Source organism: Paenibacillus sp. FSL W8-0439, assembly GCF_038008995.1.
Classification (GTDB): domain Bacteria; phylum Bacillota; class Bacilli; order Paenibacillales; family Paenibacillaceae; genus Paenibacillus; species Paenibacillus polymyxa.
Genome location: NZ_JBBPAK010000001.1, coordinates 4871830 through 4893798, shown reverse-complemented (window position 1 = coordinate 4893798; position 21969 = coordinate 4871830). Strand labels below are relative to the sequence as shown.

The following is a 21969-nucleotide window of genomic DNA, read 5'->3' as shown; positions in this document are numbered from 1 at the left end:
GTCATTTTAGAGCCAATATAACTTTATTCATGTTTGGTGTTGAGTGGTTTGAGATTGGCTTCAATCGATGCACGGCGCGACTCCAAAAATGGAGGCAGTGACAGAGATTCGCCCAAAAACTCCAATTCCTCGTCGGTGTCAAAGCCGGGTCCATCGGTAGCCAATTCAAACAGAATGCCATTTGGCTCACGGAAGTACAAGGAACGGAAATAAAAGCGATCTACAAAACCAGAGTTGGAAATTTGCAGCTGCCCAATACGGTCTACCCACTGTTTGAGCTCTTCCTCGGTTTCAACACGGAAAGCGACGTGATGCACACTGCCGCGTCCTGGTCGCTCTTGTGGCAGATCGTTGCGCTCTTCCAGATGGACTTCAGTTCCTGTACCGCCTTCACCTGTTTCGTAGATAACTACATCTGGTTGTCCGGCAACAGGGGAAGGGTAGGAGCCTTTTTTGCGGAAGCCCATCACTTGTTCAAGAATAAGAATGGTATTTTCCGCTTTGGGAATAGTCAGATGAACCGGTCCAAGTCCAACAATGCCGTATTCTGCTGGGACAGGGCTTTTCTCCCAAGGCGTGCCGCCGCGCACTCCGTTGTCATGCTCATCTGAAACGAGGAAGAAGCGTTGTCCTTCAAAATCCTCGAACGAAAGCGCCAAGCGTCCTGCTTGATCTATAATTTCGCCATGCTTCACATCCAGCTGCTCGAAGCGGTTTTTCCAATAATTCAACGCCTTGTCGTTCGGTACACGCAGAGAGAGCGCTGAAATACTGTTATTGCCTGTACGCGTTTGTCCCGCATGTGGAATTTCAAAGAAAGTGACTTCCGTACCCGCGGTTCCACGCTCATCTCCGTAAAAGAGGTGATACACACTAACATCGTCCTGGTTCACCGTTTTCTTGATCAACCGAAGCCCCAATACCTGAGTATAAAAATCAACATTTTTAGCCGCTGCCGCTGTAATCGCCGAAACGTGATGCAATCCTAACAGTTTCATATTATTTACCCTCCTTGGTTTTTATATGATTAGGTTTTTCAAAGCAAAATAAACCGTCGTCGTAAATTTTTCTTTATATTCATTATCTTGATATTAAGATATATTATTTTTGATTGTTTGTCAACATGAATTGCGATCTTGCTACAATACAGTTTCTTGATGGACAAAAATTGAATTCGAAATAATGCAAAAGCAGATACAATAAGGGATCATATAACCTAACATAGAAATGAGCATTTTATGATTTAAAGGGGTGTGCGCGATGTATACGGATAGGGATTTAACGATTAGGCCTGTTACAGAACAAGACCTACATGCGCTATGGACGTTAACTTATAAGGAAGAAGCACCGGAATGGAAGCGATGGGATGCACCTTACTATGAACATAAGACGCTTTCTTTTGATGATTATTTAAAAGAGAAGGAAAAGCGAATCGGGCAAGATGACTTTTGGCTCATTGAAGTGGAAGGCAAGGTCATTGGATCTGTGAGCTACTATTGGGAGCATCAGCCTTCGCAATGGCTTGAAATGGGGATAGGTATCTATGATTCGGGGTATTGGAGCGGGGGCTATGGTACGAGAGCACTTCGATTGTGGATCGACCATTTGTTTAATACATTGCCTTTAGTAAGAGTAGGTTTTACAACCTGGTCAGGAAACCATCGGATGATGAAGGGTGGAGAGAAGCTGGGCATGACCCTGGAAGCCAGACTACGCAAATTCAGATATTATAATGGAAAGTATTATGATTCGATCCGAATGGGGCTTTTACGGGAAGAGTGGAGTCGTCATGTTCTGTGAAAAAGACCTTTCTAGGCATAAAAAGATGACCTCTGAATGTGATCAGGAGTCATCTTTTTGACGCTCATGGGTATTTTGCTTGCTTATTTTTAGGTGCAACTACTCTGATTCTCGAAGTCGCTCCACAATACTTTGTTTGTTATTCATAGAATAGACTGCTACTGGAATAAATATCCCCAGCAATAACAGTACAGGCAATAAGGCTAGAAGTGGCCAGATTATAAAGTGATAGCTCAAAAACCACATCATACTGCTTAGGGGTTTCACAATTGAAATAGAGAATATGATCCCTAATAAAATGGAGGATAGGGCGGTGCCGAGAACATAATATAGCCCTTCATAAATCAGCATACCCCGCAATTGCTTTTTGGTCATGCCGATACTTTGCAGCATGGCAAACTCCTGACGCCGTGTCAATATACTCGTCAGAATTGCGTTTACAAAGTTGAGGATACCAATCAGGCCGATAATCAGACTGAGTGTGCCTCCGATCATCATGATGGTGTTTTGCATACCTGAAAACTCATTCATTGAAGTAAACTTGGATGCGTAGTTCATTACTGGCTCTGTAGTTTCGGTGTAACTTTTTAAAAAGCTCTCCATGGCATCTTCCTGATCAGGGGATACATTAAAGGCGTAGCTCATCACAGCAGGCTGCTCCGCAAGCGGCTTGTAAATATTCGCCGGAAGATAGAAGTTATACTTACTTGAACGGCGATCAGAATTGGTACTATATTTAATTGCAACATGACCAAGTACTGTGAATGCATGCGTAGTATACTCTTTATCCAGCGGAGCTTCTGCTGCTCCCATATAACTGTGAAGCGTGACCTTTTCACCCACCTTATACAGAGCCTTTTCCATCTGGGGGATGTCATGGTCATCTAAATCTACCCCTTCCAATATATACTTACCGGAAGCCAGCTTCTCAAAATCAAGCTCACCGTCTAGTAATCGCAACCGGTGCAGTGGTAAATCTTCCAGCCCATATACTGCCGCGATGAAGTTGCCGCGAGAATCTGTCTCATCGTCCTCATTGGTGTATTTTCCATTCTCGACAGTAAGCACTAATCTGCCGCCGTACAAGCGACCGCCCTCTTCAAAGCCGGGCTGTGTCTGTACAGCCTGAATAAAACTCTCGGAGGTTCCATTTTTAGGGCCGCTAAAATAGGGGCGATGAAAATATTCAGCATGAGCAATGAGAAAGTCAGTGTCATTGAATTTGGATACAAACTTATCCATATCAATGCTCTGAGACAGGGTGAAGGCCGTGTTAAGAAGTACAAGGCTTAACGAAAGACTGATGACTACCAACACGGTGCGTTTTTTATTGCGCCCCAAGTTGGAGCGAGCCATGTGGATCATTTTAGCGCCTTCAGTGGATTTTTTCAGCTTACGGCCGCCCTTGGTATTTCCGTCTGTGTATCTTACTGCCTCAACTGGCGAGACAGCTGCCGCAATTCTGCCTGGCTTGAAAGTGCTGATCATTACAGTAATGAGCGCGAACAGAGCAGATCCGACAAAAATCCAAGGGTTAGGGGATACCGATATCTCAGTACCGTTATATACACTCATATTTATAATAAAAGGCACGAGTGATTTACCGATAAAAAAACCTGCTATTAATCCAATCGGGATTCCTAGCGCTGATAGAATCAGTGCTTGTCTACGAATAATCCGGCGTATTTGCTTGCGGCTTGTACCGATCGTCTTTAAGAGACCGTAAAAACGGATATCTCGCATCACTGATATTTGGAATATATTATATATGATCAAATAACCGGTAAACATGATCAGTAACAGGGCAGAAGTTAACGCTATGATGGTCTCTGTATCTAGACTAAAATTGGTTGAGATGTATGCCCAATTTACATTACTCGCGATATAGTTCGGTGCATCTTCGTCAAGCGAATATCCACTTTCGGTAATCACTTTATTGAGCTTTCCTCGCGAATCAAAGCTATTGTCGAACATCATATATGCACTAATGGTTCCTGTATAGAAATGATTTTTTTTATAGGTGCTTTGTAATTCCTTTGCATGAGCATCGACATAGGATCTGGAGGCGAATATTTGTCCTGTGTTAAACACAGGATCGCTTTTCCACCAGCCGGAGAGGATAAAATCACGCTGCACTTCTTCACCTCGTATGTCAAGCTTTAGCCTCAAAGGTGCTCCAATCTCCAAAGGAACACCCAATAGCTGTAACGTCTTGGAGTCTGCGATCACTTCATTTTCTGCGACAGGCTTGTGCCCCTCTTTAAGCTCAATAAAACCGAGCTTCATCCCTACATCATTGTAATACCAGAACTCTGTGTGACGTTTTAGAAATTTATCGTTTTTAACTTCGTCGCTTAATATACGGTTATAAGCTATTTCCTTGATCAACGGATGATTCTTGACATGATTAAATTCGTCATCCGTTATATATTTAAGTACGGCATGCCCATCTCCACCTGCCTGACGCATGGTCGCCCGTTGTAAGCTTTCCCCAGCGCCAATCCCCATAGTGAACAGTGTTGTAAATAGCAATGAGGTTAGTGCTATAGCAACAATAGCAATGAGGTTACGGGCTTTGTTTACTTTGAAGCTCTTATCTGCCAGCTTGCGGATTGCTTTTTTGTTCTTTACCTTGATCATTTGCCTTCACCGCCGACCATTTTACCGTCCTCAATTCGAATGATCCGGTCTGCCATTTGCGCAATTTCCTCGTTGTGCGTGATCATCACTATCGTTTGGCGGAACTGCTGGCTGGATACTTTGATCAATCCCATCACATCCAGACTGGTTTTACTGTCCAGGTTCCCGGTGGGTTCGTCTGCTAAAACAATTGCAGGTTTTGCTGCCAATGCTCTGGCGATAGCTACGCGCTGCTGCTGGCCCCCCGATAGATTGTTGGGCAGGTTATTCAACTTTTGGTCCAGACCCAAGGTATGTACAATTTTATCTATGTGGGTTTTGTCCGGTTCTTTACCATCCAGTTCAATCGGAAGCACAATATTTTCGTAGACATTTAAAACAGGTACCAGGTTGTAATTTTGAAACACGAAGCCAATTTTTCGTCTGCGAAATATAGTCAATTCTTCATCTTTTAATGTGAAAATATCTTTACCGTCAATCGTAACGTTTCCACTTGTCGGACGATCGAGTCCACCCAGCATATGGAGAAGGGTAGATTTGCCGCTCCCGGACGTACCGACAATGGCCACAAATTCTCCGCTTTCCACCTCCAGGTTCACCCCATCTAGGGCATGAACAGCAGTATCCCCGTTACCATAATACTTCTTCAATTCCTGAGTTTTTAACAGAGTCATTCATTTCTCCTCCATGAAAAATAGTCTGTATCACCATACTTCGCAATACAGACTTTACCATATGAATCTTTCTACAATCTTTCTGAAATCTAACAGTGTTGTAAGAATTACTTGTCTATGGGGAGAAAAATCGAGAAGGTGGAACCACTGCCGCGGCGTGACCATAGTTTGATGTATCCGCCCCCAGCTGAAACAATTTCTCTTGTTAAAAATAGTCCAATCCCGACACCTTCTTGCGAGATTACAGTTTGTGACCGATAGAAACGCTTGAAAATCTTGCTGTGTTCTTCTTCTGCAATCCCAATGCCATTATCAGTAATATCAATCCGACAGAATAAATCATAAGCACTCACTTTAATAAATATATTCCCGCTCATTTCTGTATATTTGACGGCGTTATCCAAAATATTATAGAGATTGCCTCAACCGTCCATTTTAAATCAAAAGAAGCCTGAATTTCTTTACTCTCCATAGTAATCGAAATCCCTTTAGCGTTTGCCTTCGGCATAATTTGCTCCAGTGCAGTAGTTAGTAGCCTTTGAACTGACTCCTGCCTTGCCGACAATTTGATAATCCCTGTTTCAAGCCGTGATGTTTTTACTAAGGAATGGATCAGGAAATGAAGCTTTTCGGCTTGTGTGGATAAAGCTTTTACACAAGTGGAACCTTCCGGTGGCAAATCATATTCACTGAGCAGTTGTGAGTAGAGGAGGATATTAGCAATAGGTGTTTTCGTTTGATGCGAGATATCAGAAATAAGCTCGTTTATTTTATTTTTTTCTGCTAACAAATTTTTCGAGGAAACGGAGCAAATGGAAAGAAATTGCGCAAGCTTGGCCTCTACTGCTGATATGACGGATTCGTCAAAAACATGCTCTGAAAACTCTCCACTAATTGCAGCTTCAATCATAAGATCCATAGTTTTCATTGTTTTATGTACGTTCTTACGATAGAGAAAGATGGTAAGGCCGGCAATGAAAAAAGCAGTAATAGCAATTCCAAAACACGCATAATCCAGCATCGTCATTCATTTCACCGCCCAAGTGTAGCCAATACCGTACACAGTCTTAATGTACAGAGGAGAGGAAGGATGATCCTCCAGCTTGTCACGTAGCCTTTTTATGGTGACTGACAACGCATTTTCGCCTACATACTCAGCGCCATCTGTCCAGATGCTGTCTACCAAATGATCACGCGAAACGGTATTTCCTCGATTGTTGATTAGGATGCGCAACAATTTTTGCTCCGTTTTACTTAGTTCAATAGGTGTACCATTCTTAATAAATTCCATTCTCTCGAATGAAAAAGAAAAATTGTCTAGCTGAATGGAGTCCGCAAGCGAGTATCTGGATTTCTTTAGCTGAACACCAACCCTTGCTCTCAGTACCATCAGACTGAAAGGCTTGGTGATGTAGTCGTCAGCACCCAGCTCAAGACCAGTGACAATATCTGTTTCCATATCATTTGCTGTCAGAACGATGACGGGAATCATTGTTTTTTTTCGTAAATGGGTTAAAAGATCGAGTCCATTCCCATCCGGCAAGTTTATATCAAGAATCACTAGGTCAAAGGTAGTGACGTTCAATTGCTCTTTTGCAGCAGCTATGTCATACGTTTGCACAAATACGTTGTTAGGTTCTTTGAGGGCAAGAACAATACCGTTACTCAAGGCGATATCATCCTCGACAATTAATATGTGATTCATCATTCTCCTCCTATTTTTTTAATTCATCAAGTTAATGAATCTCGAATTCCAAGAATTGCTTACAGTAAAAATGAGAAACGGGTAATCCTAAATCTTCCATCCCTATTTTACAGGATATTGCTCTTATTTGCTCATTCACTCTTCAGACTATTCAGGTTTTGCTAACACCTTTTTTGACATGGCTTATTCATTGCAAAAAATTTGACAGATACAATATCACTGATATAATTTATCCTAGTTGTTTTGATAATGATTATCATTATTGGAGGGGAGGACAGGGCCGAAGCTTGGTACAGGTTATTGGACAGGCTCCCTTAGTTAGAAATGAAATTGCGCTATTTAATACTGGCTTTTATCGTACTGGCCTTCGCCTCGGTGTTTATCGGTGTGCATGATGTAACTCCACTTGATTTGTTCCACTTATCCAACGATCAAGCGCAGGTACTCCTGATTAGCAGATTCCCACGTTTGGTCAGCATCATTATCGCAGGGGCGAGTATGAGTATCTGCGGGCTCATCATGCAGCAGCTTACTCGGAATCGGTTTGTTTCGCCGACCACCGCAGGCACGATGGATGCGGCACGATTAGGTGTGCTGATGGCTATTATGGTGTTTGGAGCGGCAGGATTTTGGACGAAGATGCTGACGGCTTTTGGATTTGCTCTAGGGGGAACCCTGATTTTCATGAAGATACTGGATAAAATCCGTTTTAAGGACCCGGTATTTATCCCGCTTGTCGGTTTGATGTTTGGAGGCATTTTAAATTCGGTGACGACTTTTTTTGCTTACAAATACAATCTGATTCAGGGCATTTCTTCGTGGATGCAGGGGGATTTTTCTCTCATTATGAGTGGTCGCTACGAGATGCTGTATCTCAGTGTTCCTTTGGTCGCGTTGGCGTACATATATGCGAACCGTTTTACAATTGCAGGCATGGGTGAGGATTTTGCAGCCAATTTGGGCGTACATTACAAGCGCACTGTCAATGTTGGTTTGGTGATCGTGGCTTTGGTGTCCTCTGTTGTTATCTTAACCGTCGGGACGATTCCCTTTTTGGGGCTGGTTGTACCCAATCTGGTCAGTATGTACATGGGGGATAATCTGAAAAAAAGCCTAGCACATACAGCGATCTTGGGTGCCATTTTTGTGCTGTTTTGCGATATTTTGGGACGGGTGATCATTTACCCATATGAAATTTCGGTAGGGCTAACGGTTGGTGTGATCGGAAGCGCGTTGTTCTTGTATTTGCTGCTGAGGAGAAGGGCTTATGAATCCTAAATTAAAAATCGGAATATTAGCCGCTGCCGCGCTTGTGTTGATTGCTGCTTTTGTGTTTATAGATCTTCCGCACACCTGGCATTACGCGTTGCCACGACGATTGAAAAAGGTCGCAGCCTTCATTCTGACCGGTGGCTCCATTGCTTTTGCGACTGTTATTTTCCAAACGGTCACGAATAACAAGATTTTGACCCCGGGTATTATCGGGCTGGATTCACTGTATATGCTGATTCAGACGACAATAATTTTTGCATTTGGTTCCGTCCCGCTGATTTCGACCAGCAAAGAATTAAACTTTTTGCTGTCGGTGGGGATGATGGTGCTGTTCGCGGGATTGCTATATAAGTTAATTTTCCGCAAAGATGGACGGGGAATTTATGTGCTTTTACTGATCGGTCTGGTGTTTGGGACACTGTTCAACAGCCTGTCTACCTTTATGGAGGTGCTGATTGATCCGAACGAATTTGCGAAAATTCAGGACAAGAGCTTTGCCAGCTTTAGTAATGTAAACACCGAACTGTTATGGCTTTCTGTATTCGTGCTCGTGCTCGTATTTGCTTATGCGTGGAGATTCATTAAGTACCTGGACGTGCTGTCGCTCGGACGGGAGCATGCGATTAATTTAGGGCTTCCTTACAGTTATATCATCAAAAGATTGCTGATTATTGTAGCGATTCTCATCTCCATATCTACGGCACTTGTTGGACCGATCACATTTCTCGGATTAATTGTGGCCAATGTGGCTTATCAGGTGATGAAGACGTATCAGCACCGTTATATCATCCCGGCCTCCATCTGTGTTAGTGTCATCGCATTGGCAGGATGCCAACTGCTGGCAGAGAGAGTATTCGACTTGTCGACAACAGTCAGCGTCATTATTAACTTTATCGGGGGGGTGTACTTCCTGTACCTTTTGCTGCGGGAAAATAAATCATGGTAGAAGTCAAAAACGTAACCAAACGCTACGGGAATAAAAATGTGGTGGAGCAGGTATCCGTCACTATACCTAAAGGCACCATTACCTCCTTTATTGGACCTAACGGCGCTGGAAAAAGCACCTTGTTGTCGATGATTAGTCGCCTAACTGACAGTGATGAGGGAGAAATCCTGATTGACGGGCAGGCCTTGAACCTGACGAAAAGTGAGGAGCTGGCCCGAAAGATATCCATTTTAAAACAGACTAATGATGTCAACATCCGCTTAACCGTGAAGGAGCTGGTCAGCTTCGGCCGTTTTCCGTATTCCAAGGGCAGATTGAACAGCGAGGATCGCAAAATGGTGGAGGAGTCTATGGCTTACATGGGATTGGAGGATATGAAGGACAAGCATATTGATTTGCTCAGTGGAGGACAGCGGCAACGGGCTTTTATTGCTATGATTCTGGCACAGGACACGGAATACATCCTGCTGGATGAGCCGCTGAACAATTTGGATATGAAGCATTCGGTTCAGATTATGAAGACGCTACGCAATTTAGTGGATGATCTGGGCAAAACGATTCTGGTGGTGCTTCACGATATTAACTTTGCTTCCTGTTATTCGGACCATATTGTCGGGATGAAGAATGGCAGATTGCTAAAGCAAGGAACGGCTGACGAGATGATAGATAGTCAGGTATTAAAAGATTTGTACGATATGGATATTCCGATTCAACAGATCGGTGATCATAAAATTTGTGTGTACTTCACTTAGGGGGAATGTAAAATGAAGAAAAATTTGATGTTTTTAACGCTAATGCTTGCACTGGTACTGATCGTATCGGCCTGTGGCAAAGCGGCTCCGGCAACACAAGAAGCGACTGGCGATGGCTCATCGACTGCAACAACGGAATCCAAAACCGTCTCGGTCAAACACGCACTCGATGAGAATCCAGTCCAAGTTAAAGTCAATCCGAAAAATGTTGTTGTTTTTGATTTTGGTTCATTAGATACGTTGGATAAGCTAGGAGTAGACGTTGCGGCGGTAGCGCAGCAGGATCTTCCTACGTATTTGAGCAAATATAAAGATTCCAAATATGCAAGTGCGGGTACGCTGTTTGAGCCGGATTATGAGAAAATCAGTGATCTCTCTCCTGAACTGATCATTATCGGCGGCAGACAAGCTGATGCATATAAAGAGTTGAGCAAGATTGCACCGACTATTTCGATGGCTGTAGACACCAAGGATTATATCAATTCCTTTAAGAAAAACGTTGAAACCTTGGGTCAAATCTTCGATAAAGAGGATGCTGCCAAACAGGAACTGGCTGCGATTGATAGCTCCATTAAGGCTGTACATGACAAGGCGGTAGCGAGCAAGGCTAAAGGCTTGATCGTACTGACGAACGAAGGAAGCCTGAGCGCATATGGCTCACAATCCCGCTTCGGTATCATTCATGATGCTTTTGGCGTAACTCCTGTAGATCCTGACATTAAAGTATCCACGCATGGACAAAAGGTTTCCTTTGAATATGTACAGCAAAAAAATCCAGATTATATTTTTGTCGTTGACCGTGGGGCTGTGGTGGTCGAGGAAGGCAAGGAACAGGTTACAGGTAAACAAACCATTGAGAATGAACTGGTGAAGAAAACCAATGCATATAAAAATGGACATATTGTATACCTTGATCCTAACTACTGGTACCTGTCAGGTAATGGTCTGGAATCCGTATCTGAAATGATCAAGGAAATAGATGCTGCACTGTAATGCATACATTCACATCATGGGGGACTGCGTAAGATGAAAGGTCATGTAGATGAAATTTCATTAGATGGGTATCTTCTACACATCTATACACCTCCCGTATCTGTGAATCCTAATGAGCTGTATCCTGTGCTGTATGTGCAGGATGGCAGCTCTTTATTTCTAAGCGGGTTGGATGAACTGGAAAGAGGTTTTTCTACGGGAGAGCTGCCCCGTGTGATACTGGTGGGCATTCAGCCCGTGAATCGGCTGGACGATTATACGCCTTGGAAGGCAGCTGCTTTAGTAGAGGGAAGACCTGCTTTTGGCGGTGGCGGAGATGCCTATCTGGCGTTTGTGGTTACAAAAGTAATGCCCTATGTCGAGGCAAAATATCCAGTGCAAACTGGGCTGGAGCATACGGGGCTGATCGGTGCTTCGTTGGGTGGACTGATTTCCATGTATGCGGCCTTCCAGTATACGCACATATTTGGACGCATTGGTTCGATCTCGGGCTCATATTGGTTTCCCGGTATGATCGATTATATGCAATCTGCATCATTTGCTACTGTAATGGCCGGGACACGCCGGATATATATCTCTGTCGGGACCCGTGAAGGGGAAGGGAAGACGAATGTACAAAAAGACATGGTTCCGCTGACCCTTCAGGCACACGAGGTGCTCCTGGCACAGGGACTTGACACAAAAGATGTGCTGCTTGAGCTTGATCAAGATGCGGTGCATCGTGTAGATTGTTTTCAGCGTCAGTTTCCTAAGGCCATTCAATGGCTGTTCGGATAGCTTTTAAGGGAATACGAATTTCATACAACAACTTCAAAGGATTGGAGAGCGTGGAGTCTCTATGTCTTTGGGGTTGTTTTTTTTGTATGTATTTTTCGTATAATAGAGAAATGTTAAAAATTTAAAGTTATACGTCATTGAAGTGAGGGGAGACAACGATGAAAAAAAACCGCTTGGGGGCTTCGGATTTGCTGGTAGGTGAGATTGGCTTGGGATGTATGTCGGTCGGTACGGAGGAGCAGCAAGCTGTTTACTTGATCCATGAAGCGTTAGACAGGGGCGTGAATCTGTTGGATACGGCCGATTTGTACCAGCATGGACGCAATGAAGAAATTGTGGGGGCAGCCATCCGTGGACGGCGCCAGGATGTCATCCTGGCGACCAAGGTCGGCAATCGGCGTATACCGGGGCAGGAGGGCTGGGGATGGGACCCGTCGAAGAAATATATCCTGTCAGCCGTGAAAGAAAGTCTGCGCCGCCTGGGAACGGACTATATCGATCTGTATCAGTTGCACGGAGGGACGATTGACGATCCGATCGATGAAACCATTGAGGCTTTCGAGCAACTACAGCAGGAAGGTGTCATCCGTTACTATGGTATTTCCTCCATTCGCCCGCATGTCATCCGTGAATATGTGGAACGCTCGAATATCGTTAGTGTTATGAATCAGTATAGCTTGCTGGACCGGCGTGCAGAGGAAGAAGTACTGTCTTTGCTTCAGAAGCGGGGAATTAGTGTGATTGCACGTGGACCCGTGGCGAGCGGCGTATTGGCCGACAAGGGGGAAGAAAAGGCAGCGAAGGGATACCTAGACTACGAAGAAGCAGAGCTGCTGGACGTGCGTAAGCAATTAAAAGCATTTGCAGGGGCGGACCGTAGTATGGAGCAGACAGCGATCCGTTATAGCCTGTCTCATCCGGCTGTTGCTGCTGTGATCCCGGGTGCAAGCTCTTTGGGGCAATTGGAGCATAATATTTCCGCTGCCGACATTGCGCCGCTAACTGAGTACGAGCGAGAGACGCTACAGCATATCAGCCGAGCCAATCGTTATGATGCGCAATACCGCTGATCCGAGCAAAAATAGAATAAGTACATGCTCAAACATGTACTCATTCCAGTTGCAATATATAAAAGAATCATTACAATATAGGAATAAGCCTGATTTATCATTCATATGTGAATGTGAAGATATTATCAATTCACTCTAGGAGGGAACAGCGAATGGAACGTATCGAATCTGAGCAACAATATCAGGATTTAATTAACGGTGACGGTCTAACCGTCGTGAAATTTGATACCAGCTGGTGTCCAGATTGCAAGACGCTGGATAAATTTATGGACGGCATTATGAAGGAGAACGCGGATAAGCGTTTCTTTGCGCTTGATGCCGAGAAGTTTCAGCCGATTGCTGAAGAAAATCAAGTACGCGGCATTCCGAGCCTGCTCGTGTTCCGTAATGGCGAGAAAATTGCTCATTTGCACAGCAAATACGCCAAAACGCCAGCTCAAGTTTCGGAATACCTGACTACGCTGGAATCCAAACAGTAATCAGTACGCATGGTAGGTAGATCAGGACGATCTACCCAAGCCCGCAAAATAGCAAAAGGGATATCCAAGGCTGACCTTAAGGCCACTTGGATATCCCTTTTTGGTTATAGGATACCAAACAATGATTACAAAATAATGAAAAAGAACACAGCCGCCAACACGAAACGATAGATGGCAAACGTAGTCAAGCTCAAGCGTTTGAGCAGACCGAGGAACGTTTTGATTGCCAGCATCCCGACGATAAAGGCAGTAATAAAGCCGGCTGCGAACACCGGGAAATCACTCATAGACAGATGATCCATACTTTTAATCATATCAATCCCCGATGCACCCAGCATGACCGGAACAGATACGAGGAATGTAAATTCTGCGGCTGCCGTATGGCTTACACGTGCGAATAGGCCCCCAGACATAGTTGAGCCTGAACGAGAGAAGCCTGGCCACAGAGCTAGGACTTGGAACACACCGATGGTAAATGCTTGTTTGTACGTGATCTCATCCAACGTATGTGATCTAATAGGCGGATGGAATTTTTCAGCCGCAATCATGAGCAAGCCCCCGATGACCAAACTGTACAAAACCGTTTCAGGACCAAACAAGTATTGCTTGATCACATCACGGAACAGTACACCAATTACTCCCGCAGGGATCATGGCTAAAATAATATGTAACAGGTTTAGACGTGGCTGGGATGAGATTTTGCGTCTGAAATCAAACAGGCTGAGGAATCTGCGCCAGTATAATACAACGACCGCCATCACAGCACCTAATTGTACGATAACCTCAAATGTTTTGACCGTATCATTCTCGGTGTTCAACCCTAGAAGATCAGCCGTAAGGATCATGTGACCCGTCGAAGAGACTGGCAAAAACTCTGTCAGCCCTTCAATAATACCCATAATAATAGATGATAAAATATCCAATTTACTAGCTCCTCCTTACACGCATGTAGGGCAAACAACCTGAGTCGTTTGCCCTAAAAATATGTCATTTCAGTAGGAGTGAACGCAAGTGCCAAGTGCAGTATGCTGGTCGCTCAGATCACAAAGTTCACTCCTGGGAAGAAGTGTCCGACTCCATTTCCGAGATCGGGGATTTGTGGTGTAAAATAATTTCCACCCGACGAATACGATTTTTACCCATTTCACGAATGATAAATTTCACATCATCTTCTATGAATTCCTTGCCCTGTCTCGGTTCCGGAACCCGGCTATACACCCACCCTCCGACAGTATCCACGTCTTCATCGTCCAATGTCAAGCCCGTCAGATCACTCAGATCGGAAAGCATCACTTTACCATCCATCAAATAACTGTTCTCCGTCAGTTTCTCGATTTCCTTCCGTTCATCCTTATCAAATTCATCCCGAATTTCGCCAACAATCTCCTCCAGAATGTCCTCAATGGTAATCAGACCAGAGGTTCCACCATATTCATCGACCAGGAGAGCGATATGAACCTGCTCCTTCTGCATACGTTTCAACAGCGTGTTGACGGGAATAACTTCCGGAACGGTCAAGATCGGTTGAATCAGGCTATCGAAAACAAGCTCGGGATTGCGATCATACTCAAGGAATAGCTGCTTGGTATTAATCATACCAATGATCTGATCCTTGCTGTCTGTCGCTACCGGAAAACGGGTATACTGTTCTTCGTGAATAGTCTGCATGTTTTCTTTGAGCGAGCGATTCGTAAACAAGCATACCATATCTGTACGTGGCACCATAATTTCTTTGGCAACGGTCTCGTCAAAAGCGAAGATACGATTTACGTAGCCATATTCGGTGTTATTGATCTTACCACTTTCCACGCTTTCGGACAAAATGATCTGAATTTCTTCCTGAGAGTGCGCTTCTTCATGCTCAGTAGCCGGTTGAAGACCGAACAGACGAACCAGGCGATTGGCCGAGCCGTTAAGGAGCCAAATAAACGGATACATAATCCGATTAAACCACACGATGACTGGAGAGGTTAACAGGCTGACAGCTTCCGCTTTGCGGATCGCCAATGTTTTGGGAGCCAGTTCGCCGATCACCACGTGCAGGTAAGTTACAATGACAAATGAAATAATAAAGGCCAGGATATGTGAAAACTCCCCATTGATGTTGAGCTGTTGAAAGAGAGGCTCCAGCAGTTTGACTACAGTTGGTTCACCGAGCCAACCGAGTCCTAACGCTGTAATCGTAATACCAAGCTGACAGGCAGACAGGTAGCCGTCCAGATTATTGACGACTTTTTGTAGCGCCAGTGCGTTTTTACGGTTCTCCACCACCAGCTGATCTACCCGGCTGGAACGGATTTTAATAATCGCAAACTCGGTAGCCACGAAGAAAGCACTAAATAAAATCAACACCGCAAACAAAAATAGACTGACACCTATACCCATATAATTTTCACTCATCCCTTTTTCGTTCAATTTTTTAAGGAACTCTATTTTGAGTTCACTTGAACTTATTTTAAGAACTTAAAAGAAAATATACAAGGTTCATATGGAATCGTAGCAGGTCACCTACCTCTAATTTACACGAAAAATAAGGCATAATAGTACCCGCACGGCTCATTGCTTCACTTTACAAGCCTAGTTTAAGGGCGTATGATGAGTTCGAATGAACTTGAAATGCAATAAAGGGAGGAAAGCAGATGGAGTCTTTTACCCTCACTCGCCGTGATATGGCCCATTTGTTGCTGGCCATGGAAGGCCGCAGCGAATTGCAGCCTTTGGCTGTTCTTCAGGACGCCTGGAGGCGCACTCATAGCCATCTTGCCCGTTCCGGTAGTACCATGCCGACATTTCTATATACCGAAGTGACGCCTGTGCTGGATAAAATCATCAAGGGCAAGCACAGCGCAGCCTTTTCGCTGCAGGAGATCGTTTCTTTAGGCCAACTGGTGGAATATAGCCATGTCTCACTGGCCTCTATGCAAAATTGGGTCAAACGTGATTTCAAGGATTTCCTCGGCGCTCCGAAAATCGGCAAAAAATACTCAGTCAACCAGGCTGCTATATTGCTCATCGTGGAAGATTTAAAATCATGTCTTGATTTTGAATCTATCCGTCAGCTATTTTATATCCTGTTCCAACAGCCAGAAGATGATACGGATGATCTGATTCAGCCGGTCGATTTGTACGCTGCATATTCAACTTTATTTGAAGAGCTGGATGCGAACGGAGACCAACTGCTTGATGTGGCAGGAGCAGGGTATGCAAAAGACAACGGAAATTCTGCTACAGGACAGAAACGTCAGGAAGCTGCGACAGAAGAACTGCTGGTACAAGCCGCAGATCAATATACTTGTCGTTTACAGCATTTGACCCCTAACCAGTGTGAAGCAGTGCGTAATACTTTGCTGGTGGCAGCGGTATCGGTGCAAAATAGTTATTTTTTGTCGATGGCACGTCGGTATGTGAATGCCACGTTGTTTCTGGATTTTCAAGGATAGATCAGGATTGGCACAAGAAGCCGATCCTATTTTTTTGCTCTTTTTTGAGGATTGTCTACCCTTTTGGAGACTGAAAAAGTATACAAAAGAGGTATATACACTCAAACGCTGTCAAAGATACAATAAACATATATAATCCAGCAATTGGAAAAACTTTGAATATCTCTTCCAAAGCATCTGGATACACACACAGGAGGTAATGGCATGTCCGATGTCTCCATCATCATTTGTACCCGCAACCGGATCGAAGACCTGACACGCTGTATACAATCTATTGCTGCACAGCAACAATTGGAGCATACAGCTGTAGAACTGCTGATTGTTGATGACGGCGATATTTCCGACCAACAGATTGAACAGTACCGTCACATGGTGTCCGGATTGCCTCAAGGTGTTCTCAAATATTATAAAAAAAGTCGTCCCGGCGTTTGGTTATCCCGCTATGAGGCCTTGTCTCTCGTACGGTATGATATTGTGCTGTATTTTGACGATGATGCCGAACTGGACGATAAACTCTATATCCGGCGCTTGCTCGATACCTACGAACAGGATGACACGATTGTAGGTGTTGGAGGGATTGCAAAGGGACTACATTCAAGCCGGGCAGGAAAGCTGCTTGGCGTTTTGACTTTTCAGATGTCTTCTTCCCTTGGCAAGCTCTCGCCCAGTAGTCTGGCAGGTTCTTTGCTGCGTTGGAGCGAAGCAACCGAGACTTTTGACACTGAATTTTTCCATGGCTGCAATATGTCATTTCGGAGGGATGCGCTTCGGGACATGAAGCCGTATCCGTGGATGACCAGCTATGCGGTGGCTGACGATTTGTACATGTGCCAGTTAGCGAGTCGTTACGGCAAACTGGTGATTAATCCCGACTTAATGATCATCCATCATGAATCTCCAAGCTCGCGCGATAAGGCGGGCAAAGTAGCCAAGGCCACAGCGATTAACCACTATTATTTTCTTGCCCTGAAAAAGGCAGGATTTATCCAGTATGGAGCTCTTTTATGGACCTTAACCTACTTGATGCTCAAAGAAACGCTGCGCCGTAATTTTAACGCAGCAGATGGATACAAGCAGGGGGTGTTGTTCATTCTGAACCCGCGTAAGCAAAAATATAACGAATATTTAGGCCCGGCGGTTCAGTAATCTGCTTAATACACATTGACAGGATAAAGGGGGAGTATGATGTTAAGCTTGTCCATTGCTCTGTGCACCCGCAATCGGGTTGACGATCTGACCCGATGCATCAATTCAATTGCCATGGGGGGAGCACCAGAGGCATGTGAAACCGAGCTGTGGATTATTGATGACGGAAAACTGCCAAAGCATGTGCTGGAACGTTATGAGCATCAGTTGAGCAGAGCGGGAATTGCCTACCGATATCATCGTAAGGAGCAGCCCGGACTATGGTTATCACGTGTAAAGACGGTGGAGCTTGCGCAAGGTGACATCATTTTGTTCCTTGACGATGATGTTGAGCTGCCGAGCAACTACTTGAATGAGTTGATGCGCACCTATGAGGCGTATCCGCAGGCAGCTGGTGTTGGCGGCATAGCACAGGGAATGAGTAACAGCTTCATGGGTACAATTCGCTGCTTGCTTTCGTTCCAGCAATCTTTGTCCAAAGGGAGATTGTCCCTCAGCGGTCAGTCCGGCTCGATGTACAACTGGCATAAGGCCAAGAAGACGTTTAAGACCCAGTTTTTTCATGGTTGTAATATGTCATTTCGCCGTGATGCGATTCTAAGTCTGGAGCCGGTACCTTGGTTGCAAAGCTATAGCGTTGGCGAGGATTTATTACTTTCCCGTATCGCCATGAAAAGCGGTCCATTGTATATTAATCCGGCCCTTACGCTGCTTCATCACGAATCGCCGTCCTCGCGCGACAATATGGAACAGGTTACTTATATGCGGGTGATGAATCATATTCATCTACTACGTGACGAGGGATCTGGGCCGATCGGTTATGCAGCACTATATTGGACGACGTTGTATCAGATTTTAAGGGAGAGACCCAAAAAAAATCATAAAGCCATTCAAGGCTATAGAAGAGCACTGAAAGAGATTTTCTCAAGTACGAAGGAGCCTGTTAGCGGAGGACAGTTGTCTGAACGCAATTCAAAAAAAACGGTAGGCTGATGGAGGTGCGTCAAAAGACGCGATGTGAGCATAGAGACGAGAGGCTTAATAAGGAACAGGAGTTGGACGTAACATGAGCACATGGACAGCAGCAAGGAAAGTATTCACGGGTGACAGTCTCGCCAAAACGATCATGCGCACGAGCTTTAACAATTTTTTTGTGCTAATCGTCACGACCCTGACTTCCATCCTGACCGCACGTATGCTCGGAGTAGAGGGGAAAGGTGAACTGGCGGCTGTTCTGTTCTGGCCTACGCTGATCGGCAGTGTATTGAGCTTCGGCTTGCCAACCTCGTTAATTTATAACCTTAAGAAGAAAACAGGCACGACGGAAGAACTGCTGGCGTTGTCGCTCTGGATTCAGTTGCCTGCCAGTCTGTTGGCGGGAGCGGTGGCCTGGATATGTATGCCGCTGTGGCTGAATGGCTATGGTGCAGACATTATCCAACTGTCGCAGATTTATTGTGCGGCAGCAGTACCGTTAGCTGTGCTTACAGCACTTACGACGGCATTATCGCAAGGACTGGATCGGTTTAGCGTATATAACGGCCTGCTGTTTTACTATCCGTTACTGAATTTCATCGGTCTAGTGACCCTGTGGCTGATGGGCTTACTCAATGTGCAACTGGCGGGGGCAGTGAATTTTGCCGCGAGTTTCCTTGCGCTCATGTGGGCGTTCCTCCGATTGCGCAAGCATATGAACCTACGCGCATTTCGTCCGTTGACCAGCCGCCAAGTGCTGCGCCCTTATTATAGCTATGGAGCGCGGGTGTATGGGATGGAGTTGATGGGAACGCTGTCCACACAAACGGACAAAATCGTCATTGTGGCGCTGCTGTCACCCAAAGCGTTCGGTCTGTACTCTGTTGTCTACGCCTTGTCCCGTGTGTTCAATGTGGTGCAAAATGCCGTCACTAATGTAACCTTCCCGAAAGTGACAGGGATGGAACACAGCAAAATTGTCGAAACGGTGGGTCGTGCTTTTCGCATCTCCATGGCTGCGATGCTCATCGTCATTGTGCCAGCTCTCTTTATTGGTCGATACATGCTGGGTTTGCTGTACGGACCCGCTTTTCTGGAAGCATCGCTAACGTTCTACCTGCTATCACTGGAATGTATTATCGGTGGTGGCTCATGGATTCTGGCTTCGGCTTTTAACGCACTCGGTCGTCCGGGACTGGTATTGTTCCGGCAAATTGTGGCCTATGCGATCACCGTCGGTCTGTTTTTTATTTGTACACCGATCTTCGGTCTGGACGGCATTGCTATTGCTTTGCTTGTAGGTGCTTGTGTACGGTTGGCGTTCTCGCTGTTCTCGTTCCCAATGTTTTTCAATGTTCCGCTATCCCGGATCATTTTTGATAAAAGTGATATTACATTTGTCTTGCAGACTATACAAAAGAAGCGCAGGAAGGGAGAACTGAAAGATGCCGAATTCGCATCCCATGGCTAAACTGAAAAATAAGCTGAGCGTCATTCTCGACGTAGTCCCTCAAGGTTCGAACATTATTTATGTCGATTATCCCGTCTATAATAACGGTGGGGACGTACTGATCATGAAAGGCACCGAAGCGTTCTTTAAGGATAATGGCATTCGTGTCCGTGCCCGTTATAGCGCCATGGATATTCCCGATCAGCTTCATATTCCGGGCGACTGGATTATCGTATGCCACGGCGGTGGCAACTTTGGCGATCTATATTCAAATCACCAAAATTTGCGGGAACGCATCGTTCGTGATTTCCCTAACCACCGAATTGTAATCATGCCGCAGACGATCCACTTCCAGTCTGAACAGAAGGCTAATGAGGTGGCTGCCCTGTTTAATGCTCACCCGGATCTACATATGTTTGTGCGGGATACACGCTCTTATCAGTGGGCTAAGGATAAACTGAACCAGTGCAGTATCACATTATGTCCAGATATGGCACACCAGCTTTGGCCATTGAAGCCGACTACGGAAACCGTGAAGGACGTATTGTACTTCCTGCGTACAGATATTGAAACGGTAGGAGGACAAAAGAAATTCGATGACGAGGCTGATGCCTCTCACCGTCTGGACTGGGATACTTTATTCACTCCGCTGGAAGTGAAGGGGATTGTATATTTCCAAAAGTTTTACCGACTGAATAAGAAAATGGGTGGACCGTTGCCTACGCGTACATTCTGGTACAAGTACACCGACCATCTCATGAACAAGGCGGTTACGCTGTTCAGCTCTTACCGCGAGGTTCGCACTTCACGGCTGCATGGTCATATTCTGGCCTGCCTGCTTGATATGCCGCATGTTGTCATCGATAATTCTTACGGCAAGAATTCGCAATATTATAATACCTGGACACAGCCGAATCCGAAGGCGAAGCTGTTCAGTGAAGCACCCGAAGCATTAGAGCAACCGTCTTAATCGTAAGAAAAGCTATGTAAAAACCTCCTGAACACTTCAGTTTAGGAGGTTTTTGGTTCAGTGCTATAAGAACATAAGTATAATTTAATTAGATAAACAATTAAGGCAGTGAATACTTAATGGCTTTATATAGAGGGCGCATCATGGCTTCTCTCTCCCATACCGCTCTATTTTGACAATTCATTTCATGAATAGATATAATTTATGGGATAAAACTTGCAGAAAAGCGGGGAATTCTCCAGCTTTTGCTGTACATCACATGATCGTAATATTTATTTAAATGAATCGAGGCTGACGAATGAGCAATCAATCGATGGACATGCTTCTCACGAAGGATATCGTGCGTGAAGGGGAACCGATTTTGCGCACAAAGGTTGATCCGGTATGTCTGCCGCTGTCTGAAGAGGATCTTCAACAGATGCAATGGATGCTGGATTACCTGAAAAATAGCCAAAATGAAGAGCTGGCCACCCGCTATGAGCTGCGCCCGGGTGTAGGGCTATCCGCCAACCAGGTTGGGTTGAATAAAAGAATGTGTGCTATTTATTATGAAGATGGAGACAAAACGGTAGAATATGGCCTGTTTAATCCGAAGCTGGTCAGCCATTCTACATCCATGATTTACTTGGAACAGGGTGAGGGATGCTTATCTGTAGATCGGTACATACCCGGATATGTACCACGTTACGAGAAGATTCGCATCAAGGCCAATTTACCGGATGGAACTCAGGAGCTGTTAACGTTTAAGGGGTATGCAGCGATTGTCGTACAGCATGAAATGGACCATCTGGATGGCATTATGTTCTATGACCGTATCAACCCGGAAGATCCGTATAAGCTGCCACAGGGAGTGCATATCGAACCTTTTGTACGTAAATAG

20 protein-coding genes and 1 pseudogene are annotated in these 21969 nt (G+C 45.0%); 14 read left to right on the top strand and 7 right to left on the bottom strand.

The features are described 5' to 3' along the window. Nucleotides 1–23: 23 nt before the first annotated feature. Nucleotides 24–998 carry a ring-cleaving dioxygenase gene (locus MKX36_RS21215; protein WP_340865600.1) on the bottom strand — a complete coding sequence of 325 codons (975 nt, stop codon included), beginning with the start codon at nucleotides 996–998 and terminating at the stop codon, nucleotides 24–26. 262 nt (nucleotides 999–1260) lie between these two features. Here MKX36_RS21215 and MKX36_RS21210 point away from each other — a divergent pair, with 262 nt between their 5' ends. Beyond that, nucleotides 1261–1800 carry a GNAT family N-acetyltransferase gene (locus MKX36_RS21210; RefSeq protein WP_340865598.1) on the top strand — a complete coding sequence of 180 codons (540 nt, stop codon included), beginning with the start codon at nucleotides 1261–1263 and terminating at the stop codon, nucleotides 1798–1800. A gap of 99 nt (nucleotides 1801–1899) precedes the next feature. Here the strand turns inward: MKX36_RS21210 and MKX36_RS21205 are convergent, their stop codons facing one another. The 4 genes and pseudogenes from MKX36_RS21205 to MKX36_RS21190 form a co-directional block, all read right to left on the bottom strand. Next, nucleotides 1900–4440, bottom strand: coding sequence for an ABC transporter permease (locus tag MKX36_RS21205; protein ID WP_340865597.1), 2541 nt, complete (start codon nucleotides 4438–4440; stop codon nucleotides 1900–1902). Further along, on the bottom strand, nucleotides 4437–5114 hold the full coding sequence (locus tag MKX36_RS21200) for an ABC transporter ATP-binding protein (protein ID WP_117290008.1): 678 nt from the start codon (nucleotides 5112–5114) through the stop codon (nucleotides 4437–4439). Before MKX36_RS21200 ends, MKX36_RS21205 begins: the two co-directional genes overlap by 4 nt. Before the next feature lie 107 nt (nucleotides 5115–5221). Then, nucleotides 5222–6141 (bottom strand): annotated as a pseudogene (locus MKX36_RS21195) (sensor histidine kinase). Next, nucleotides 6142–6819 (bottom strand): response regulator transcription factor, encoded by a 678-nt coding sequence (locus MKX36_RS21190; protein ID WP_340865592.1) that lies wholly within the window; start codon nucleotides 6817–6819, stop codon nucleotides 6142–6144. It lies immediately after the preceding pseudogene. Between the two features lie 324 nt (nucleotides 6820–7143). Here MKX36_RS21190 and MKX36_RS21185 point away from each other — a divergent pair, with 324 nt between their 5' ends. The 7 genes from MKX36_RS21185 (at nucleotide 7144) to MKX36_RS21155 (ending at nucleotide 13108) form a co-directional block, all read left to right on the top strand. Continuing rightward, on the top strand, nucleotides 7144–8097 hold the full coding sequence (locus MKX36_RS21185; protein WP_045245007.1) for an ABC transporter permease: 954 nt from the start codon (nucleotides 7144–7146) through the stop codon (nucleotides 8095–8097). Further along, complete coding sequence (locus tag MKX36_RS21180; protein ID WP_017425553.1) at nucleotides 8087–9037, top strand: iron chelate uptake ABC transporter family permease subunit; 951 nt, start codon at nucleotides 8087–8089, stop codon at nucleotides 9035–9037. The genes MKX36_RS21185 and MKX36_RS21180 overlap by 11 nt, the downstream gene beginning before the upstream one ends. Beyond that, nucleotides 9031–9789: an iron ABC transporter ATP-binding protein gene (locus tag MKX36_RS21175; RefSeq protein ID WP_340865589.1), complete on the top strand. Its 759-nt coding sequence runs from the start codon at nucleotides 9031–9033 to the stop codon at nucleotides 9787–9789. Before MKX36_RS21180 ends, MKX36_RS21175 begins: the two co-directional genes overlap by 7 nt. A gap of 12 nt (nucleotides 9790–9801) precedes the next feature. Beyond that, nucleotides 9802–10782, top strand: coding sequence for a siderophore ABC transporter substrate-binding protein (locus MKX36_RS21170; protein ID WP_019688641.1), 981 nt, complete (start codon nucleotides 9802–9804; stop codon nucleotides 10780–10782). A 33-nt stretch (nucleotides 10783–10815) separates the two neighbouring features. After that, entirely contained in the window at nucleotides 10816–11559 is a 744-nt protein-coding gene (locus tag MKX36_RS21165; protein ID WP_340865587.1) for an alpha/beta hydrolase, read from the top strand. Between the two features lie 158 nt (nucleotides 11560–11717). Next, complete coding sequence (locus MKX36_RS21160; RefSeq protein ID WP_340865585.1) at nucleotides 11718–12629, top strand: aldo/keto reductase; 912 nt, start codon at nucleotides 11718–11720, stop codon at nucleotides 12627–12629. 152 nt (nucleotides 12630–12781) lie between these two features. After that, nucleotides 12782–13108 (top strand): thioredoxin family protein, encoded by a 327-nt coding sequence (locus MKX36_RS21155; RefSeq protein WP_019688638.1) that lies wholly within the window; start codon nucleotides 12782–12784, stop codon nucleotides 13106–13108. A gap of 125 nt (nucleotides 13109–13233) precedes the next feature. Here the strand turns inward: MKX36_RS21155 and bacA are convergent, their stop codons facing one another. Next, a complete protein-coding gene (gene bacA, locus MKX36_RS21150) occupies nucleotides 13234–14031 on the bottom strand; it encodes an undecaprenyl-diphosphate phosphatase (protein WP_017425548.1) in 798 nt (265 codons plus the stop codon). Between the two features lie 127 nt (nucleotides 14032–14158). Continuing rightward, on the bottom strand, nucleotides 14159–15523 hold the full coding sequence (locus MKX36_RS21145; protein ID WP_017425547.1) for a hemolysin family protein: 1365 nt from the start codon (nucleotides 15521–15523) through the stop codon (nucleotides 14159–14161). Nucleotides 15524–15747: 224 nt separating this feature from the next. On the opposite strand from MKX36_RS21145, the gene MKX36_RS21140 reads away from it, so the two are divergent. From MKX36_RS21140 to def, 6 genes are all read left to right on the top strand, one after another. Continuing rightward, nucleotides 15748–16548, top strand: coding sequence for a DUF1836 domain-containing protein (locus MKX36_RS21140; protein ID WP_340865581.1), 801 nt, complete (start codon nucleotides 15748–15750; stop codon nucleotides 16546–16548). Nucleotides 16549–16752: 204 nt separating this feature from the next. After that, nucleotides 16753–17694 carry a glycosyltransferase family 2 protein gene (locus MKX36_RS21135; protein ID WP_017425545.1) on the top strand — a complete coding sequence of 314 codons (942 nt, stop codon included), beginning with the start codon at nucleotides 16753–16755 and terminating at the stop codon, nucleotides 17692–17694. A 39-nt stretch (nucleotides 17695–17733) separates the two neighbouring features. Beyond that, a complete protein-coding gene (locus tag MKX36_RS21130) occupies nucleotides 17734–18687 on the top strand; it encodes a glycosyltransferase family 2 protein (RefSeq protein ID WP_016820343.1) in 954 nt (317 codons plus the stop codon). Between the two features lie 73 nt (nucleotides 18688–18760). After that, complete coding sequence (locus MKX36_RS21125) at nucleotides 18761–20140, top strand: lipopolysaccharide biosynthesis protein (RefSeq protein WP_013373123.1); 1380 nt, start codon at nucleotides 18761–18763, stop codon at nucleotides 20138–20140. Beyond that, nucleotides 20115–21089, top strand: coding sequence for a polysaccharide pyruvyl transferase family protein (locus tag MKX36_RS21120; RefSeq protein WP_126666636.1), 975 nt, complete (start codon nucleotides 20115–20117; stop codon nucleotides 21087–21089). Before MKX36_RS21125 ends, MKX36_RS21120 begins: the two co-directional genes overlap by 26 nt. A gap of 298 nt (nucleotides 21090–21387) precedes the next feature. Beyond that, complete coding sequence (gene def / locus MKX36_RS21115) at nucleotides 21388–21969, top strand: peptide deformylase (protein ID WP_016820341.1); 582 nt, start codon at nucleotides 21388–21390, stop codon at nucleotides 21967–21969.

What these genes read in the sequence shown, in the direction of transcription:
- MKX36_RS21125 (WP_013373123.1), top strand. Translation starts at nt 18,761, where the DNA reads ATGAGCACATGGACAGCAGCAAGGAAAGTATTCACGGGTGACAGTCTC.
- MKX36_RS21190 (WP_340865592.1), bottom strand. Translation starts at nt 6,819, where the DNA reads ATGAATCACATATTAATTGTCGAGGATGATATCGCCTTGAGTAACGGT.
- def (WP_016820341.1), top strand. Translation starts at nt 21,388, where the DNA reads ATGAGCAATCAATCGATGGACATGCTTCTCACGAAGGATATCGTGCGT.
- MKX36_RS21215 (WP_340865600.1), bottom strand. Translation starts at nt 998, where the DNA reads ATGAAACTGTTAGGATTGCATCACGTTTCGGCGATTACAGCGGCAGCG.
- MKX36_RS21140 (WP_340865581.1), top strand. Translation starts at nt 15,748, where the DNA reads ATGGAGTCTTTTACCCTCACTCGCCGTGATATGGCCCATTTGTTGCTG.
- MKX36_RS21185 (WP_045245007.1), top strand. Translation starts at nt 7,144, where the DNA reads ATGAAATTGCGCTATTTAATACTGGCTTTTATCGTACTGGCCTTCGCC.
- MKX36_RS21160 (WP_340865585.1), top strand. Translation starts at nt 11,718, where the DNA reads ATGAAAAAAAACCGCTTGGGGGCTTCGGATTTGCTGGTAGGTGAGATT.
- MKX36_RS21135 (WP_017425545.1), top strand. Translation starts at nt 16,753, where the DNA reads ATGTCCGATGTCTCCATCATCATTTGTACCCGCAACCGGATCGAAGAC.
- MKX36_RS21155 (WP_019688638.1), top strand. Translation starts at nt 12,782, where the DNA reads ATGGAACGTATCGAATCTGAGCAACAATATCAGGATTTAATTAACGGT.
- MKX36_RS21205 (WP_340865597.1), bottom strand. Translation starts at nt 4,440, where the DNA reads ATGATCAAGGTAAAGAACAAAAAAGCAATCCGCAAGCTGGCAGATAAG.
- MKX36_RS21130 (WP_016820343.1), top strand. Translation starts at nt 17,734, where the DNA reads ATGTTAAGCTTGTCCATTGCTCTGTGCACCCGCAATCGGGTTGACGAT.
- MKX36_RS21175 (WP_340865589.1), top strand. Translation starts at nt 9,031, where the DNA reads ATGGTAGAAGTCAAAAACGTAACCAAACGCTACGGGAATAAAAATGTG.
- MKX36_RS21200 (WP_117290008.1), bottom strand. Translation starts at nt 5,114, where the DNA reads ATGACTCTGTTAAAAACTCAGGAATTGAAGAAGTATTATGGTAACGGG.
- MKX36_RS21120 (WP_126666636.1), top strand. Translation starts at nt 20,115, where the DNA reads ATGCCGAATTCGCATCCCATGGCTAAACTGAAAAATAAGCTGAGCGTC.
- MKX36_RS21180 (WP_017425553.1), top strand. Translation starts at nt 8,087, where the DNA reads ATGAATCCTAAATTAAAAATCGGAATATTAGCCGCTGCCGCGCTTGTG.
- MKX36_RS21165 (WP_340865587.1), top strand. Translation starts at nt 10,816, where the DNA reads ATGAAAGGTCATGTAGATGAAATTTCATTAGATGGGTATCTTCTACAC.
- MKX36_RS21210 (WP_340865598.1), top strand. Translation starts at nt 1,261, where the DNA reads ATGTATACGGATAGGGATTTAACGATTAGGCCTGTTACAGAACAAGAC.
- MKX36_RS21170 (WP_019688641.1), top strand. Translation starts at nt 9,802, where the DNA reads ATGAAGAAAAATTTGATGTTTTTAACGCTAATGCTTGCACTGGTACTG.